The sequence below is a fragment of the Lacinutrix sp. genome (assembly GCF_037625555.1).
Classification (GTDB): domain Bacteria; phylum Bacteroidota; class Bacteroidia; order Flavobacteriales; family Flavobacteriaceae; genus Lacinutrix.
In genome coordinates, this window is sequence record NZ_JASJHV010000113.1 from 18,196 (window position 1) to 32,761 (window position 14,566).

A 14,566-nucleotide genomic window follows, 5' to 3' on the forward strand; every position below is an offset into this window, starting at 1 on the left:
TCAATTTTTTTTTGAATTTAATAAGTAATTACAATGACTTTAATTTACATGATAGTTAAAAACTATTACAATATAAAAACAAACCTCTTTTTTTAAGACATTCTACAAATCAATTTTGCTAAATTTACAAATTGCATAATCTTAAATATAAAACTATGGATAATAAAAACAATCATAATATGAATGGAGATACAAGTAAATGTCCTTTTTTAAGTGGTTCTCAAAAAATATCAGCTGGAGGAGGAACGAGTAATAGAGATTGGTGGCCTAATGAATTGAAATTAAACATTTTAAGACAAAATGCTTTAAAATCGAACCCAATGGGAGACCATTTTAATTATGCAGAAGCTTTTAACAGTCTAGATTTTAAAGCGTTAAAGCAAGATGTCATTAATTTAATGACAGATTCTCAAGATTGGTGGCCAGCAGATTATGGACATTATGGTGGTTTTATGATTAGGATGGCATGGCATAGTGCAGGAACATATAGAGTTGGAGATGGAAGAGGAGGAGCAGGTTCTGGTTCACACCGTTTTGCGCCTTTAAATAGTTGGCCAGATAATGGCAATTTAGATAAAGCACGTTTATTATTATGGCCAGTAAAAAAGAAATATGGTAATAAAATTTCTTGGGCAGATTTAATGATTCTTGCAGGAAATTGTGCATTTGAATCTATGGGATTTCCAACATTTGGTTTTGCAGGAGGACGAGAAGATGTTTGGGAACCAGAACAAGATATTTATTGGGGAAGCGAAACAGGCTGGTTAGATAATGATGAGCGTTACGATACAAGTGATGGAGATTTAGAAGGGCATTTAGGTGCAGTACATATGGGATTAATTTATGTGAATCCAGAAGGACCTAACGGAGAACCAGATCCTCTAAAATCTGCACACGATATTAAAATTACTTTTGGTAGAATGGCGATGAACGATGAAGAAACTGTTGCCCTAGTTGGCGGAGGACATACATTTGGTAAAGCGCATGGTGCTGCAGATCCAGATAAGTATGTAGGAGTAGAACCTCATGGTGCTTCTATAGAAGAAATGAGTACAGGTTGGAAAAACACATTCCAGTCCGGTGTTTTAGACGATACTATTACAAGTGGTATTGAAGGTGCATGGACACCAAACCCAACACAATGGGATGCAGATTATTTTGAAGTACTTCTAAATTACGATTGGGAATTAACTAAAAGTCCAGCTGGTGCACACCAATGGACACCAACTGCTGCATCTAATGCACGTCAAGCTCCTGCTGCAGGAGGAAATGGTACTCAAGCATTGATGATGACAACTGCTGATATGGCATTAAAAATGGATCCAACTTATTTAGAGATTTCTAAACGTTTTCATAAAGACCATAAAGTTTTTGAAGATGCTTTTGCGCGTGCTTGGTATAAGTTAACACATAGAGATATGGGACCAATAAATCGCTATTTAGGTCCAGAGGTACCAAAAGAAGAGTTAATATGGCAAGATCCTATTCCACAAGTAAGTTATACTTTAAGTGATTTAGATATAGACTCTTTAAAGCAATTGATATTAGCTTCTGGTCTTACTGTGTCTCAAATGGTGTCTACAGCTTGGGCATCTGCTTCTACATATAGAGGATCAGATAAAAGAGGTGGCGCAAATGGTGGACGTTTACGTTTAGAACCACAACGTAGTTGGGAAGTAAATAATCCAGAAGAATTAAATAAAGTTTTAACTGTTTTAGAAAAAATTAAAGCAGAATTTAATGGTACAGTTTCTATAGCAGATTTAATTGTTTTAGCCGGAAATGTTGGTATAGAACAAGCCGTAAAAAATGCAGGACACAATGTTAATGTTCCTTTTACACAAGGTAGAGGAGATGCATCACAAGCGCAAACAGATTTAGAATCTTTTGGCTATTTAGAGCCACTAGCAGATGGTTTTAGAAATTATATGAATAATAAACTAAATGTAGCTGCTGAAGATTTACTTGTAGATCGTGCTAACCTGTTAACACTTTCTATACCAGAAATGACAGTTTTAGTTGGTGGATTAAGAGTTTTAGGCGCAAATTACGATGGTTCCAAACATGGAGTTTTTACAGATAATATTGAACATTTAACAAACGATTTCTTTACTAATGTTTTAGATTTTTCGTTAACATGGAAAGCAGCCAATACAGAAGAGAAAGAATTTATTGGTAGAGATAGAAGAACAGGAGCAATGAAGTTTTCTGGAACAAGGGTAGATTTAATTTTTGGGTCTAATACAGAATTAAGAGCAGTTGCCGAAGTATATGGTGCAAATGATGGACAAGAACAATTTGTAACAGATTTTGTTAATGCTTGGACTAAAGTTATGAATTTAGATCGATTTGATTTAAAGTAAATAAAAATTAAATTAATAAATAAAGGTGTACGTTTTTAAATGTAAACCTTTTTTATTGAGAGAATTTGAATGTTCGTTTAACGTTGTTTTATATGGTTTGTTGCGTGTTTCAAGCAATTATTTACCAACCAAGAAAGTCCGCGAGGACTTTCGTAAGTAGGCGAGAAGCCAGCAATAAATTATATACGGTGTAGTGCGTTCGTTTTTTTTATTTCAGTTGTATGTGAATATGATCATCGTGTCTTACAGCTCTACATCCGTGATATCTTATTCTATTGTTTTTTAAATTCATTCTGCTTTTTAAATGTGGTTCAATAAATAATTTTCCTAAATCCTTACTTTTCAAGATGTTCTCTATTAGTTTTTTTGTTCCTTTTTCCGAGAAAACTAATTCTTTATTAATTTTTCCTAAAGTCAAATATTTTGGAAAATCGTATTGAAAATATCCATTCTTTAAACACTTTTCGATTTGGTTATGTTCAGTTATTTTCCGATTTTCAAAAACTCCGTAACCACTTATAGATTTTTGTTTATTCGTAATAATTCCGTTTTCAGTTTCGTAAACCAAACTTATGTCAATCTTTTTTCCGTCATTATGACTCAAATGTGGAAGTAGAGGGAACTTATTAATGAAAGGAAAATTGGCATCTAAATAATTAATTTCAATATTCGTTCCGTTCAGTTTTTTTTCCGTTTTGCTTAATAATTCGTTTAGTTTTGGTTTTACATAGTTCCTATTTAATAAAACTGTCATATAATTCGTTGGTTTTATTTTTTCGGAATGGTTCACTTTTTCTCTTCCAAAAATTGGTGAAATTAAAGGAACAATTAAAAGCGTTGAAAAAAGGTAAAGACTTATAAAAATAATCAGAGTTTTAAACTTTAGATTTTTATTCCACTTTTTAGAAATTATTAAACTTAATAAATAAACAATTCCACCGATTTGAGTCAAAGCAGTTAGAACACAAAAAAGGATAAATCGGATTATTATTTTCAGTAGAATTTTCAATTTTGAGTTCTGATTTTAATGACGCACAATACGAAAATAGAAAATTGTTTTAATGTTTTTTATTAGACGTTAAACGAAGTTAGTTGAAAAATATTAAAAATCAAGTTTGTATAAATACAAAAAACCACCTTGCTTTCGCAAAGCGGCTTTTTTTAAAGTGTCATTTTTCTTTTTCTATTTGTCTATTGCGCCCAGTACACGCTGCATAAAATTATTTAAGGCTTCTTTTTTTGTTGTGCCTTTTTTTATCATTTTATTAACTTCTATAGCACCATACATATTAGAAATTAGTTCTCCAATAACATCTAACTCTTCGTCTTTTAATGAAGGAACTTCTGTTAACGCTTCTAGAGTTTCTATAGTTTCAACTAAAAAGTCTTCGTCGTTTTCTTCTATAAATTGTGTTAGGTGCTTTATTACTGGTAATTTCATTTTTAACTTTTGTTATGTTTCTATTTAATAGAAAACTTTAATAATTTATAGTACTTGGTTTACTAGGTCTTTTAAAACGTCAAACTTGTTTGTTTGTACTTGATTTACAAAAGCGCCATTTTTAAAAGTAGCAAATGTTGGTAAATTATCTACAGTTGCTAATGTTCTAGATTCTGGAAATTTTTCTGCATCTGCAATTACAAAGGATACATTCTCGTTTTCTGAAGCTAATTTCTTTAATTTTGGCTTCATAATTCTGCAGTTTCCGCACCATGTTGCAGAATATTGCACGATTACTGTTTCGTTATTAGAAATAATTTCAGACAGATTATCTTGACTTAATTCTTGTACCATCATAGTCTAGTTTACGTGGTTTGCTAAATACTCTGCAGTACCTAATCTATTAGCACTCATTGCATCTTTTCCTTCTTCCCAGTTTGCAGGACATACTTCTCCTTTTTCTTGAACGTGTGTTAAAGCATCTACAATACGTAAAAATTCGTTTACATTTCTACCTATTGGCATATTATTTACTCCTTCGTGCTGTACAACTCCATCTTCGTCTATTACATAAGTAGCTCTGTAAGATACATTGTCTCCTTCTACTACAAATAAACCAGACTCCTCGTCGTACTCTCCTTCTGTGATATCTAAAACACCTAATGCAGAAGCTAGGTTTCTGTTAGAGTCTGCTAATATTGGGTAAGTTACACCTTCTATTCCTCCATTATCTTTTGGTGTGTTTAACCATGCAAAATGCACTTCTGGTGTATCGCAAGAAGCACCAATTACAATTGTATTTCTTTTTTCGAATTCTGCTTTTGCAGCTTCAAAAGCATGTAATTCTGTAGGACAAACAAAAGTAAAATCTTTTGGGTACCAGAATAATAATACCTTTTTCTTGTTGTTTATTGCTTCTTCTAATACATTTAGTTTAAAAGTGTCTCCCATTTCGTTCATGGCATCAACATTTAAATTTGGGAATTTTTTTCCTACTGCAGTCATTGTTGTATATGTTATAATTAATAAATTTCTTGATACAAATATATACATGAGTCCAAAAAAAATAGCCTAATAAAATTTTAAAACCTTATTAGGCTATAAGTTTAGATTATAGTAATTATAAAAAACAATAATTTAAAACTATTTATTTTTTTAGTTGTCTAATTTTAATATTTAGTGCAGCAAAGAAAAGTGTAGTAAATGGACTTAGCCAATTAAATATAGCATAAACAAAATACTCTGCAACGCCAACACCTAATACACCAGATTGATAGGCACCACAGGTATTCCAAGGTATTAATACAGAAGTAACGGTTCCAGAATCTTCTAATGTTCTACTTAAGTTTTCTGGCGCTAGACCTTTGTCTTCGTATGCTTTTTTAAACATTTTACCAGGTATTACAAGTGCTAAGTATTGATCGCTAGCAATTGTGTTTAATACTAAGCAGCTAATAACTGTACTTGCAAATAAGTCAAAAACTGTTGTAGCAACAGATAGTAAAGCTTTTGTAATTCTTGCTAGAGCACCAATAGCATCCATTATACCACCAAATACCATTGCGGAACATATAAGTAGTATGGTCCAAATCATACCATTCATTCCACCAGCACCAAAAAGTTGTTTTAGTTTGTCTATTGTTAAAAGTCTACTTAAACTATCTGTTTTTATTTCTAGTGTTTTTTTATCGTAGTTAGAATTTGCAAAGATTTGTTGTAATTCAATATTTGAAAAGTTTTTCTCGATTCCACCATCTGTTAAAAGCAGTTCTAAATCTTTATTATTATTAATGGCTTCAATATCATTTTTATTTAGATTTGAAATATACGTGGAATCATCTATTGGTATATTGGTGTCTGTAAATATTGAATTAGCAATAGTCTGAGTTTTAGATCCTGTTACATTTTCTATAACATTTGGTTGAAAGATTAAGGCAAAAACAATGGCTAAAGCTACACCAGCTCCTAAGGCTATAAGTGGTTTTGTTTTTAATAAAATTAAACTAACCACACCTACTGGAACTAAAAATAACCATGGTGTAATATTAAATGTAGCATCAATTGTTTCTAATATTTGAGAAATATCTGCATTTCCAGAAGTATCTATAGATGCACTAATGACACCAAAAACAATTAACGTAATTATAATAGTTGGTACAGTAGTATATGCCATATATTTTATGTGTGTAAATAAATCTGTTCCAGCCATAGCAGGAGCTAAATTAGTTGTGTCGCTTAAAGGTGACATTTTATCTCCAAAATAAGCACCAGAAATTACTGCACCAGCAATCATTCCAGGATTAATACCTAGAGCTGTACCAATACCAACCAATGCTATACCAACTGTTGCAGAAGTTGTCCAAGAGCTTCCTGTAGCTATAGAAATTACCGCTGCAATTATAACAGAAGCAGGCAAAAAGATTTCTGGACTTAAAACTTGTAGTCCGTAATAAACCATTGCAGGAATAACACCACTAATAAGCCATGTTCCAGCTAATGCTCCAACTAAAAATAGAATCATGATGGGAACAAATACGCTTTTTAAATTTTCCCAAATCTCTGTAATCATGACCATAAATGGAACCTTGTTCATAAAACCATCAATCATGGCTACAAATCCTCCTATTAATAAAATAATCTGGTTAGTGTAAGTGCCAAACCATTCTTGGCCATCCACAAAAAAGATGTTATATGCTAATAAGCCCATTAAAATTAATACAGGAACTAGAGCTTCAAAGAAATTTAGTTCTTTGTTTTCTTTTATTTTTTGGTCTTGAATATCAATATCGGAAAGATTGTTGTCTTGCATATAAGTTAGTTTTAGAGTTGTAATGTTACGATTTTGTTAACTCATTTGCAAATTCGTTTTCACGTTGTAAATTTGCTAATTATATGGATTCATTAACACAAATTATTTTAGGTGCAGCTTGTGGCGAAGCTGTTTTAGGAAAGAAAATAGGTAATAAAGCCTTATTGTTTGGAGCCATTGGTGGTACCATTCCAGATTTAGATGTTTTTATTGGTAGACTATTTTATAGTAATGAAATAGATATTATGCTGTTTCATCGTGGTTTTATGCATTCTATTTTGTTTTCTATTTTTGGTACTTTTTTAATTGGTTGGTTTGTTTTTAAACTCTATAACAAAGGAAAACGTTTAAATACAACAACCTTAAAAGATTGGCGATTATTATTTTTCTGTTCTTTATTTACACATCCTATTTTAGATTGTTTTACGCCTTATGGGACACAATTATTTGCGCCTTTTTCTAATTATCGCGTGGCTTTTAATAATATTGCAGTTGCAGATCCTTTATATACACTACCATTTTTAATATGTGTTATTGTATTATTGTTTTATAAAAGAACTACTGTAAAAAGAAAAAAATGGTTAACCTATGGTATTACTATAAGTTCTATTTATATGTTATTTACTATTGGTAATAAATTATATATTGATTCTATTTTTAAAAAATCTTTGGCTGAAAAAAATATTGAGTATTCACGCTACAGTTCACAACCATCAATTTTTAATACTATTTTGTGGTATGGTATTGCAGAAACAGATACTACTTATCAAGTAGCCTATTATTCTTTGTTTGATACTTCAAATCGCTTTTCAGAATGGAAAACATTGCCAAAAAACAGAAGCATAACTAAAAATAATTTTAAAGACTTAAAAGATTTAGCGTGGTTTAGCAATGATTATTTTAGTGTTGTAAGAAAAAATGAAAATGAATTTTTATATAACGATTTGCGTTATCCATTAATAAAAAAAAAAGGATACGAGTCTGTTTTTAGTTTGCAACTTTTTGAAGAAAATAACAGACTAAATATGAAACCTTTTAAACCTAAAGTTGATGACTTTGGTAATGCAATGGCAGTGTTATGGGAACGCTTGAAAGGTATTTAATCAATACAATTACTCTAGGCAGAGTCTTGGGGTAAAAAAAATAAACTATAATTTTTATACATATAAAAGCCTGAATTATTAGTAAATAGTTCAGGCTTATTAATTGCAATTATTTTTTAGTAATTATGCTATTTCAGGTTGTAAAACACCAACTTGTTCCATGCATGCTTTCATCATTTTAAAAGTACGCTCAATATCATCATCTAATCCAATAGAAAAACGAATTAAACCTTCTGATAATCCGATTTCTGCTTGTTCATCTTCAGGAATTTCTGAAGATGTAGAAGTTCCTGGCGCACTAAATAATGTTTTGTAGAATCCTAAACTTACAGCTAAATAGCCTAAGTTTTTTTCTTGCATTAATTCCATTAACACATTAGCCTTATCAAGTGATCCAGCATCAATAGTTAGCATGCCACCAAAACCATATTCTGTATTCATCATAGATTTAAATACTTCATGAGAAGGATGAGACGTTAATCCAGGATACACCGTTTTAATACCTAAACCTTCAAATTTTTCGGCTAAAAAAGAAGCGTTTTTACTGTGTTGTTTCATTCTAATATGAAGCGTTCTCATATTTTTTAAAATTGAAGAAGAACGTAAACTATCCATAGATGCTCCAAGTAACATACTTGCGCCATCAATAACACTTTTAAGTGAGTTTATAAACTCTGCAGTACCACAAACAACGCCGCCCATTGTGTCACTTGATCCGTTGATGAATTTTGTTAAACTATGTATTACAACATCTGCACCCAATTGTGCAGGAGAGATTGATAGTGGTGAAAATGTATTATCTACAACTAAAGTTAAATTGTGTTTTTTTGCTAAAGCAGCTAAACCTTTAATATCTGCAACTTCAAGAAGTGGATTGCTAACAGACTCACAGTATAATACTTTTGTGTTTGGTGTAATTGCAGCTTCAACTACATCTAATTTTGTTATATCAACAAACGATGTTTGAATGTTCATTCTTGGTGTAAAATTCTTTAAAAAAGCATAAGTACCACCATAAATTGTTCTGCTAGAAACAATATGATCTCCTGCGCCACACAATTGTAAAAGTGTTGGTGTAATGGCTCCCATTCCTGATCCAGCAACGTTTGCAGTTTCTGTGCCTTCCATTGCTGCTAAAGCTTCGCCTAAATATAAATTACTAGGTGTAGAATGACGTGAATATAAGTAGCAACCATCTGTATTACCTTCAAAAGTATCAAACATTGTTTTTGCTTCTATAAAGGTATAAGTAGAAGAATCTGAAATGGAAGGATTAACGCCTCCAAATTCTCCAAAATATTGTAAATCTTGTATGTTGTTTGCTGGTTTAAATGCCATAAGTTTGTGTTTTATAAATTAAAGATGTTGATTATAATTTTATAAAACTAATATATTTTAGATTAATAATCAATAGATTTGTATAAATTCAGTTTATAAAACTGAATAAGATGTAAGTATTAGTTTATTTTAAATATAAAACACTAAATTTATTCACTAAACTGAAAATTTTTCGATTATGACTTTCGATATTATTGATACTAAGCTCATTCAGCTATTACAAGAAGATTGTAAACAGACTAATAAAGAGCTGTCCAATAAGTTAAATCTTTCTATTACTGCTGTTTACGAGCGGATAAAAAAAATGGAGAATAATGGTGTAATAGACAAATATGTAGCTTTAATAAAAAAAGAATCTATAGAAAAATCGTTTGTTGCTTTTTGCCATATAAAGTTGTCCAAACACACTCAAGATTATGTGGTTAGTTTTGAAAAAGAAGTTACTAAGTTAGAAGAGGTTTTAGAATGCTTTCATATAAGTGGTGATTACGATTATTTATTAAAAGTCTTAGTTAAGAATATGCAAGCTTTTAGAGAATTTATGGTAAAAAAATTAACTACAATAGACCATATTGGTAGTACCCATAGTATGTTTATGATTAATGAAGTGAAACACACCACAGCAATTTCAGTTTAAAATATGTTACAATCTGCTAGATATAAGTTAATAGAATTATTTATTATATTTTTTGTGATTCCTGTAAGTTTTGATGTAAATTTTCCTGCTTGGATTAAGTTAATAATTGGTGTTTTAGGTTACTTTTACATTATATATGTATTATTAAAAGTTGAAAAAAATAAATTCAAAATTGCAAAAAACTTTAATTGGAAATTATTTTTTAAGCAAACATTAATTAAACTTATAGGTATCGCTATTTTAACGAGTATTTATGTTTATTTTACTTCACCTTCAGATTTATTTATAGTGCTAAAAAACAAACCATTATTATGGGTTTTTATACTGTTTTTTTATAGCGTATTTTCTGTTTATCCTCAAGAATTAATATATAGAACGTTTTATTTTCAGCGTTACGAGAGCTTATTTCAAAATAAAAAACGATTTATTTTTATAAATGCTATTGTTTTCTCTTTAGCACATTTATTATTTAAAAACAGTTTAGTAATTATACTTACATTTTTTTGCGGTTTATTATTTGCTTTAACCTATAAAAAAACCAAATCCACACTTTTAGTATCTATAGAACACGCTATTTACGGCTGTTGGCTCTTTACTGTTGGCATGGGCGAAATACTTGGTTTCCCTAGTTAAAAATTAATGAATAGTCATTGGTTTGTCACAAATCAAAATTGTATTTTTGTTATGTAATTAAATTTGTCATTTCCGAAACATCGGAAAATATATACAAAACCATTTTTTATGAGTAAATACGATGTAGCAGTAATTGGATCAGGACCTGGAGGATATGTAGCAGCAATACGTTGTGCACAACTAGGCATGAAAACAGCAATAATAGAAAAATATTCAACTTTAGGCGGAACTTGCTTAAACGTAGGTTGTATTCCAAGTAAAGCATTATTAAGTTCTTCTCATCATTACGAAGAAGCAACAAAGCATTTTGCAGATCATGGAATTGAAATTCCTGGAGAAATTAAGGTTAATCTTGAAAAAATGATTGGTCGTAAGCAAGCAGTTGTAGACCAAACAACAGGTGGAATTGATTTTCTTATGAAAAAAAACAACATCGATGTTTATCAAGGTGTTGGTAGCTTTAAAGATGCTACACATATAAATATTGATTGTGAAAAGGCCATTGAAATTGAAGCAAAACACAGTATAGTAGCTACAGGATCTAAACCTTCTAACTTACCATTTATCACTTTAGATAAAGAACGTGTTATTACTTCTACCGAAGCTTTAAAACTTAAAGAAATTCCAAAACATTTAATAATTATTGGAGGAGGCGTAATTGGTTTAGAGTTAGGTCAAGTGTATCGCCGTTTAGGAGCAGAAGTTACAGTTGTTGAGTACATGGATCGCATTATTCCAACAATGGATGCTAGCTTATCTAAAGAGCTTAATAAGGTCTTTAAAAAAGCAAAATGTAAGATGATGTTGTCTCACAAAGTAGAATCTGTAGCCCGCAATGGAGACGAAGTTGTTGTAAAAGCAAAAAACAAAAAAGGAGAAGACGTAGAGTTTGTAGGAGATTATTGTTTAGTTTCTGTAGGACGACGTCCATATACTGATGGTTTAAATCTAGAAACAGTTGGTGTTAAATTAACTGATAGAGGACAAGTAGAAACTAACGAACATTTACAAACATCTGTTAGTAATATTTATGCCATTGGAGATGTTATAAAAGGAGCAATGTTAGCTCATAAAGCAGAAGAAGAAGGTGTTTTTGTAGCTGAAACTTTAGCAGGACAAAAACCACATATAGATTATAATTTAATTCCAGGTGTTGTTTACACTTGGCCAGAAGTTGCTGCAGTTGGTAAAACTGAAGAAGAATTAAAAGCAGAAGGTATTGCATATAAAGCAGGACAGTTTCCTTTTAGAGCTTTAGGTAGAGCAAGAGCAAGTGGAGATATCGATGGATTTGTAAAAATCTTAGCAGATGAAAAAACAGACGAAGTTTTAGGTGTACACATGATTGGTGCACGTTGTGCAGATTTAATTGCAGAAGCTGTTGTTGCTATGGAATTTAGAGCAAGTGCAGAAGATATTTCGCGTATGTCTCACGCACATCCAACGTTTGCAGAAGCAGTAAAAGAAGCTGCTTTAGCTGCAACTGATGATCGTGCTTTGCATGTTTAGATAAATTATTTTAAAAAAACTTACAATATTAAAAAGCAAGCTGAAAAGCTAGCTTTTTTTTAAATATATAAACCATGAATGAATTAACACTTAATACACCTGCTCTTTTATTTTCTGCAATTTCTCTAATAATGTTAGCTTATACCAATCGATTTTTAGCCTATGCATCAATAGTTAGAAATTTAAAGGATATTTATTTAGAAAAAAAAGAAGAGTCTCTATTGCCACAAATCAATAATCTTAAAAAAAGATTGTATTTAACTAGAGCAATGCAATTATTTGGTATTTCGAGTTTGCTTTTATGCGTTCTAACAATGTTTTTAATTTATATAAACCTTCAGTCTTTAGCAATTTGGATATTTGGTTTAGCTTTGTTGTTGTTAATAATTTCTCTTGGCTTTCTAATAAAAGAGATACAGATTTCAGTATATGCCTTAAACCTTCATTTAATTGACATAGAGAATTCTTTGGCTGTTAAGAATAAGAGTAATTAATTGTTTTTTTTAATAACTTAAACTAAAGTGTTAGATTTTAAGATATGTGAAACTTAAATAATTATAACTCCTTAATTAAATCTCTAATACGCAATCGATTACTATAATCGTACTCATTTACATCTCTAACAAAACAGTATGGACTAATAGTTTCTAACTTTACTTTTTTTGTTAGCTCTTCAACTGTTAATGGTCCAAATTCTTTAGATTTTTCTATATAATAAAATTCATGATCAAAAATTAAATCACTCGCTTTATTCTTATACTTTTCATGCAGGAATTGTTGTACATCTTCTATAGAGTTTAAAGATTCAGAATAACTGCTTTCATTTATGAAAATAGCGCAATCGTCACTTTTTAACCTATTTAGTATCAATATATCATCATCCTTAAAGTAAGCTTTAACATTAGTTTCACAATCTTCAGTCACAATAGAAAAAGAATTTTTGTTTTCAATAAACCAAGTGGTTTTTGTAGTAGTTTCACTTTCGGTGATATGCAATCTGTTTTCATCTTTAAAAACATAGATAGCTTTCTTTTTAGATATGCCATTTACCAAAACCCAATGCTGATTTAAAAATAAATCATAATAATGCGTTTCAAGATGAAAAGGCTGTAAGTTTGGAAGTAAATTAAAAATAGCAGTAGACATTAGCTGGTTTTAAATGCATATTATATTAAAACGAAAAACTAAAGATAATATTTTACTTGTTTTTATTATACTTATGGTAGTTTTTGTCTCCTCTGGTTTTTGGCTTTTTATACTTAGCAGCAATTTTAAACTTATAAGAGCCGCCTTTATTTTCTTTAGAATTTTTCTCTGATTTTTCATGAAAAGCAGGACCAGGTGCATCTTCGTCTTTTAAACGTTTATGAGGATTATTATGTTCTCTAATTTGTGGTCTTTCTTCTTCAATAAGCTCTTTAGAAATTTCAACTTCTTTTGGTAAATCGCAAACTTCAATTTGCATTTGCATTAATGCTTCAATATCTTCAAGAGCATGTTCGTCTTTTTCGGTAGTAAAAATATGTGCTTGTCCTTCGCGTTCTGCACGACCTGTTCTACCAATTCTGTGCATGTAGTTTTCTGGAAATTCTGGTGTGTCAAAATTAATAACATGTGTTACATTATCAATATCAAGACCACGAGCCATAACATCTGTAGCTACTAAAATTCTATTAATACCCTCTCTAAACTGCTCTATACTTCGTAATCTGTAGTTTTGTGTTTTATTAGAATGTATAACACAAATTTCTTCATTATATTCTTCTTCTAAAGCTTCAAAAAGGCGATCTGCCATCTTTTTATAAGCTACAAAAATCAAGACTTTATTATAGGTTTCTGCATCTTGCAGCAAATGTTTAAGTAAGTTTAATTTAGTGTAAAAATTAGGTACTTTATAACGTGTTTGCTTAATGTTTTCAAGTGGTGTTCCAGATGTTGCAATAGATACTTTTTCTGGAGATTTAAAGAAATCTACTATCAATTCATCTACATGATGTGTCATCGTTGCAGAGAACATAATATTTTGACGACGTTCTGGTAATAAATCAAAAATATTAATAAGTTGGTGTCTAAAACCTAAGTCTAGCATAACATCAACTTCATCAATAATTAATTTTTGAATAGATTTTAATTGTAAAACACGACTTAAAGCTAAATCATATAAGCGTCCAGGAGTAGCAACTATAATATCTAAACCTTGAGCAATAGCTTGTTTTTGGGTGTTAATATTTGTACCACCATAAACACCTAAAACTCGTGTATTAATATATTTTGTTAGTTTTTCTATTTCATCTACAACTTGAACAACTAACTCTCTTGTAGGAACTAAAACTAAAACTCTTGGGTTTTCTTGTTGAGAAAATGGTAAGTTTTTAAGAACAGGAAGCATATAGGCAAAAGTTTTACCTGTTCCTGTTTGTGCAATACCAACCATATCTTTACCGCTTGCAACAACGCTAAAAGCTTCTGCTTGAATTGGTGTTGGCGTAGTAAACCCTAGGTCATCAAGCGCATTATATAATGGTCTATTTAAATTTAAGTCTCTAAAAGTCATGCTGCAAAGTTACTTTGTTAATATCGAATTCGCTAATCATTTTTGTTTTGTATCAAAAAACAATAAGTTATTTTTAATATGATATAATTTTCAGTACTTTGTAATAAATCATTATTCATTGAGAACACACCAAAAACAACCTATAGAAAATATTGAAATCTTTAAGCAAAATTTACTTG

14 protein-coding genes are annotated in these 14,566 nt (G+C 30.6%); 6 read left to right on the forward strand and 8 right to left on the reverse strand.

Annotated features, from left to right (window positions below; translation table 11 throughout):
* Positions 1 to 155: 155 nt before the first annotated feature.
* The gene (gene katG, locus QNK89_RS09590) at positions 156 to 2,363 is read left to right on the forward strand and encodes a catalase/peroxidase HPI (RefSeq protein WP_340170799.1); all 2,208 of its coding nucleotides are present in this window, start codon (positions 156 to 158) and stop codon (positions 2,361 to 2,363) included.
* 208 nt (positions 2,364 to 2,571) lie between these two features.
* Here the strand turns inward: katG and QNK89_RS09595 are convergent, their stop codons facing one another.
* The 5 genes from QNK89_RS09595 to QNK89_RS09615 form a co-directional block, all read right to left on the reverse strand.
* Entirely contained in the window at positions 2,572 to 3,315 is a 744-nt protein-coding gene (locus QNK89_RS09595) for a hypothetical protein (protein WP_340170800.1), read from the reverse strand.
* Between the two features lie 231 nt (positions 3,316 to 3,546).
* Complete coding sequence (locus tag QNK89_RS09600) at positions 3,547 to 3,804, reverse strand: hypothetical protein (RefSeq protein WP_340170801.1); 258 nt, start codon at positions 3,802 to 3,804, stop codon at positions 3,547 to 3,549.
* Positions 3,805 to 3,849: 45 nt separating this feature from the next.
* Positions 3,850 to 4,158 carry a thioredoxin family protein gene (locus tag QNK89_RS09605; RefSeq protein ID WP_340170815.1) on the reverse strand — a complete coding sequence of 103 codons (309 nt, stop codon included), beginning with the start codon at positions 4,156 to 4,158 and terminating at the stop codon, positions 3,850 to 3,852.
* A 6-nt stretch (positions 4,159 to 4,164) separates the two neighbouring features.
* Complete coding sequence (locus tag QNK89_RS09610) at positions 4,165 to 4,809, reverse strand: peroxiredoxin (protein WP_340170803.1); 645 nt, start codon at positions 4,807 to 4,809, stop codon at positions 4,165 to 4,167.
* A 142-nt stretch (positions 4,810 to 4,951) separates the two neighbouring features.
* A complete protein-coding gene (locus QNK89_RS09615; protein ID WP_340170804.1) occupies positions 4,952 to 6,613 on the reverse strand; it encodes a Na+/H+ antiporter NhaC family protein in 1,662 nt (553 codons plus the stop codon).
* Positions 6,614 to 6,696: 83 nt separating this feature from the next.
* On the opposite strand from QNK89_RS09615, the gene QNK89_RS09620 reads away from it, so the two are divergent.
* On the forward strand, positions 6,697 to 7,716 hold the full coding sequence (locus QNK89_RS09620) for a metal-dependent hydrolase (protein WP_340170805.1): 1,020 nt from the start codon (positions 6,697 to 6,699) through the stop codon (positions 7,714 to 7,716).
* Positions 7,717 to 7,839: 123 nt separating this feature from the next.
* Here the strand turns inward: QNK89_RS09620 and QNK89_RS09625 are convergent, their stop codons facing one another.
* A complete protein-coding gene (locus QNK89_RS09625) occupies positions 7,840 to 9,054 on the reverse strand; it encodes an aminotransferase class I/II-fold pyridoxal phosphate-dependent enzyme (RefSeq protein ID WP_340170806.1) in 1,215 nt (404 codons plus the stop codon).
* 178 nt (positions 9,055 to 9,232) lie between these two features.
* On the opposite strand from QNK89_RS09625, the gene QNK89_RS09630 reads away from it, so the two are divergent.
* The 4 genes from QNK89_RS09630 to QNK89_RS09645 all read left to right on the forward strand — a co-directional run bounded on the left by QNK89_RS09630 (position 9,233) and on the right by QNK89_RS09645 (position 12,327).
* Entirely contained in the window at positions 9,233 to 9,691 is a 459-nt protein-coding gene (locus QNK89_RS09630) for an Lrp/AsnC family transcriptional regulator (protein WP_340170807.1), read from the forward strand.
* Positions 9,692 to 9,694: 3 nt separating this feature from the next.
* The gene (locus QNK89_RS09635) at positions 9,695 to 10,324 is read left to right on the forward strand and encodes a CPBP family intramembrane glutamic endopeptidase (RefSeq protein WP_340170808.1); all 630 of its coding nucleotides are present in this window, start codon (positions 9,695 to 9,697) and stop codon (positions 10,322 to 10,324) included.
* Between the two features lie 108 nt (positions 10,325 to 10,432).
* A complete protein-coding gene (gene lpdA, locus QNK89_RS09640; RefSeq protein WP_340170809.1) occupies positions 10,433 to 11,833 on the forward strand; it encodes a dihydrolipoyl dehydrogenase in 1,401 nt (466 codons plus the stop codon).
* Between the two features lie 74 nt (positions 11,834 to 11,907).
* Positions 11,908 to 12,327, forward strand: a complete 420-nt coding sequence (locus QNK89_RS09645) for a DUF2721 domain-containing protein (protein WP_340170810.1) — start codon at positions 11,908 to 11,910, stop codon at positions 12,325 to 12,327.
* Positions 12,328 to 12,388: 61 nt separating this feature from the next.
* Here QNK89_RS09645 and QNK89_RS09650 read toward each other — a convergent pair whose 3' ends face one another.
* On the reverse strand, positions 12,389 to 12,979 hold the full coding sequence (locus tag QNK89_RS09650; RefSeq protein ID WP_340170811.1) for a hypothetical protein: 591 nt from the start codon (positions 12,977 to 12,979) through the stop codon (positions 12,389 to 12,391).
* A gap of 52 nt (positions 12,980 to 13,031) precedes the next feature.
* Positions 13,032 to 14,387, reverse strand: coding sequence for a DEAD/DEAH box helicase (locus tag QNK89_RS09655; protein ID WP_340170813.1), 1,356 nt, complete (start codon positions 14,385 to 14,387; stop codon positions 13,032 to 13,034).
* Positions 14,388 to 14,566: the final 179 nt, after the last annotated feature.

What these genes read in the sequence shown, in the direction of transcription:
- QNK89_RS09645 (WP_340170810.1), top strand. Translation starts at nt 11,908, where the DNA reads ATGAATGAATTAACACTTAATACACCTGCTCTTTTATTTTCTGCAATT.
- QNK89_RS09655 (WP_340170813.1), bottom strand. Translation starts at nt 14,387, where the DNA reads ATGACTTTTAGAGACTTAAATTTAAATAGACCATTATATAATGCGCTT.
- QNK89_RS09615 (WP_340170804.1), bottom strand. Translation starts at nt 6,613, where the DNA reads ATGCAAGACAACAATCTTTCCGATATTGATATTCAAGACCAAAAAATA.
- lpdA (WP_340170809.1), top strand. Translation starts at nt 10,433, where the DNA reads ATGAGTAAATACGATGTAGCAGTAATTGGATCAGGACCTGGAGGATAT.
- katG (WP_340170799.1), top strand. Translation starts at nt 156, where the DNA reads ATGGATAATAAAAACAATCATAATATGAATGGAGATACAAGTAAATGT.
- QNK89_RS09650 (WP_340170811.1), bottom strand. Translation starts at nt 12,979, where the DNA reads ATGTCTACTGCTATTTTTAATTTACTTCCAAACTTACAGCCTTTTCAT.
- QNK89_RS09600 (WP_340170801.1), bottom strand. Translation starts at nt 3,804, where the DNA reads ATGAAATTACCAGTAATAAAGCACCTAACACAATTTATAGAAGAAAAC.
- QNK89_RS09620 (WP_340170805.1), top strand. Translation starts at nt 6,697, where the DNA reads ATGGATTCATTAACACAAATTATTTTAGGTGCAGCTTGTGGCGAAGCT.
- QNK89_RS09630 (WP_340170807.1), top strand. Translation starts at nt 9,233, where the DNA reads ATGACTTTCGATATTATTGATACTAAGCTCATTCAGCTATTACAAGAA.
- QNK89_RS09625 (WP_340170806.1), bottom strand. Translation starts at nt 9,054, where the DNA reads ATGGCATTTAAACCAGCAAACAACATACAAGATTTACAATATTTTGGA.
- QNK89_RS09610 (WP_340170803.1), bottom strand. Translation starts at nt 4,809, where the DNA reads ATGACTGCAGTAGGAAAAAAATTCCCAAATTTAAATGTTGATGCCATG.
- QNK89_RS09605 (WP_340170815.1), bottom strand. Translation starts at nt 4,158, where the DNA reads ATGGTACAAGAATTAAGTCAAGATAATCTGTCTGAAATTATTTCTAAT.
- QNK89_RS09635 (WP_340170808.1), top strand. Translation starts at nt 9,695, where the DNA reads ATGTTACAATCTGCTAGATATAAGTTAATAGAATTATTTATTATATTT.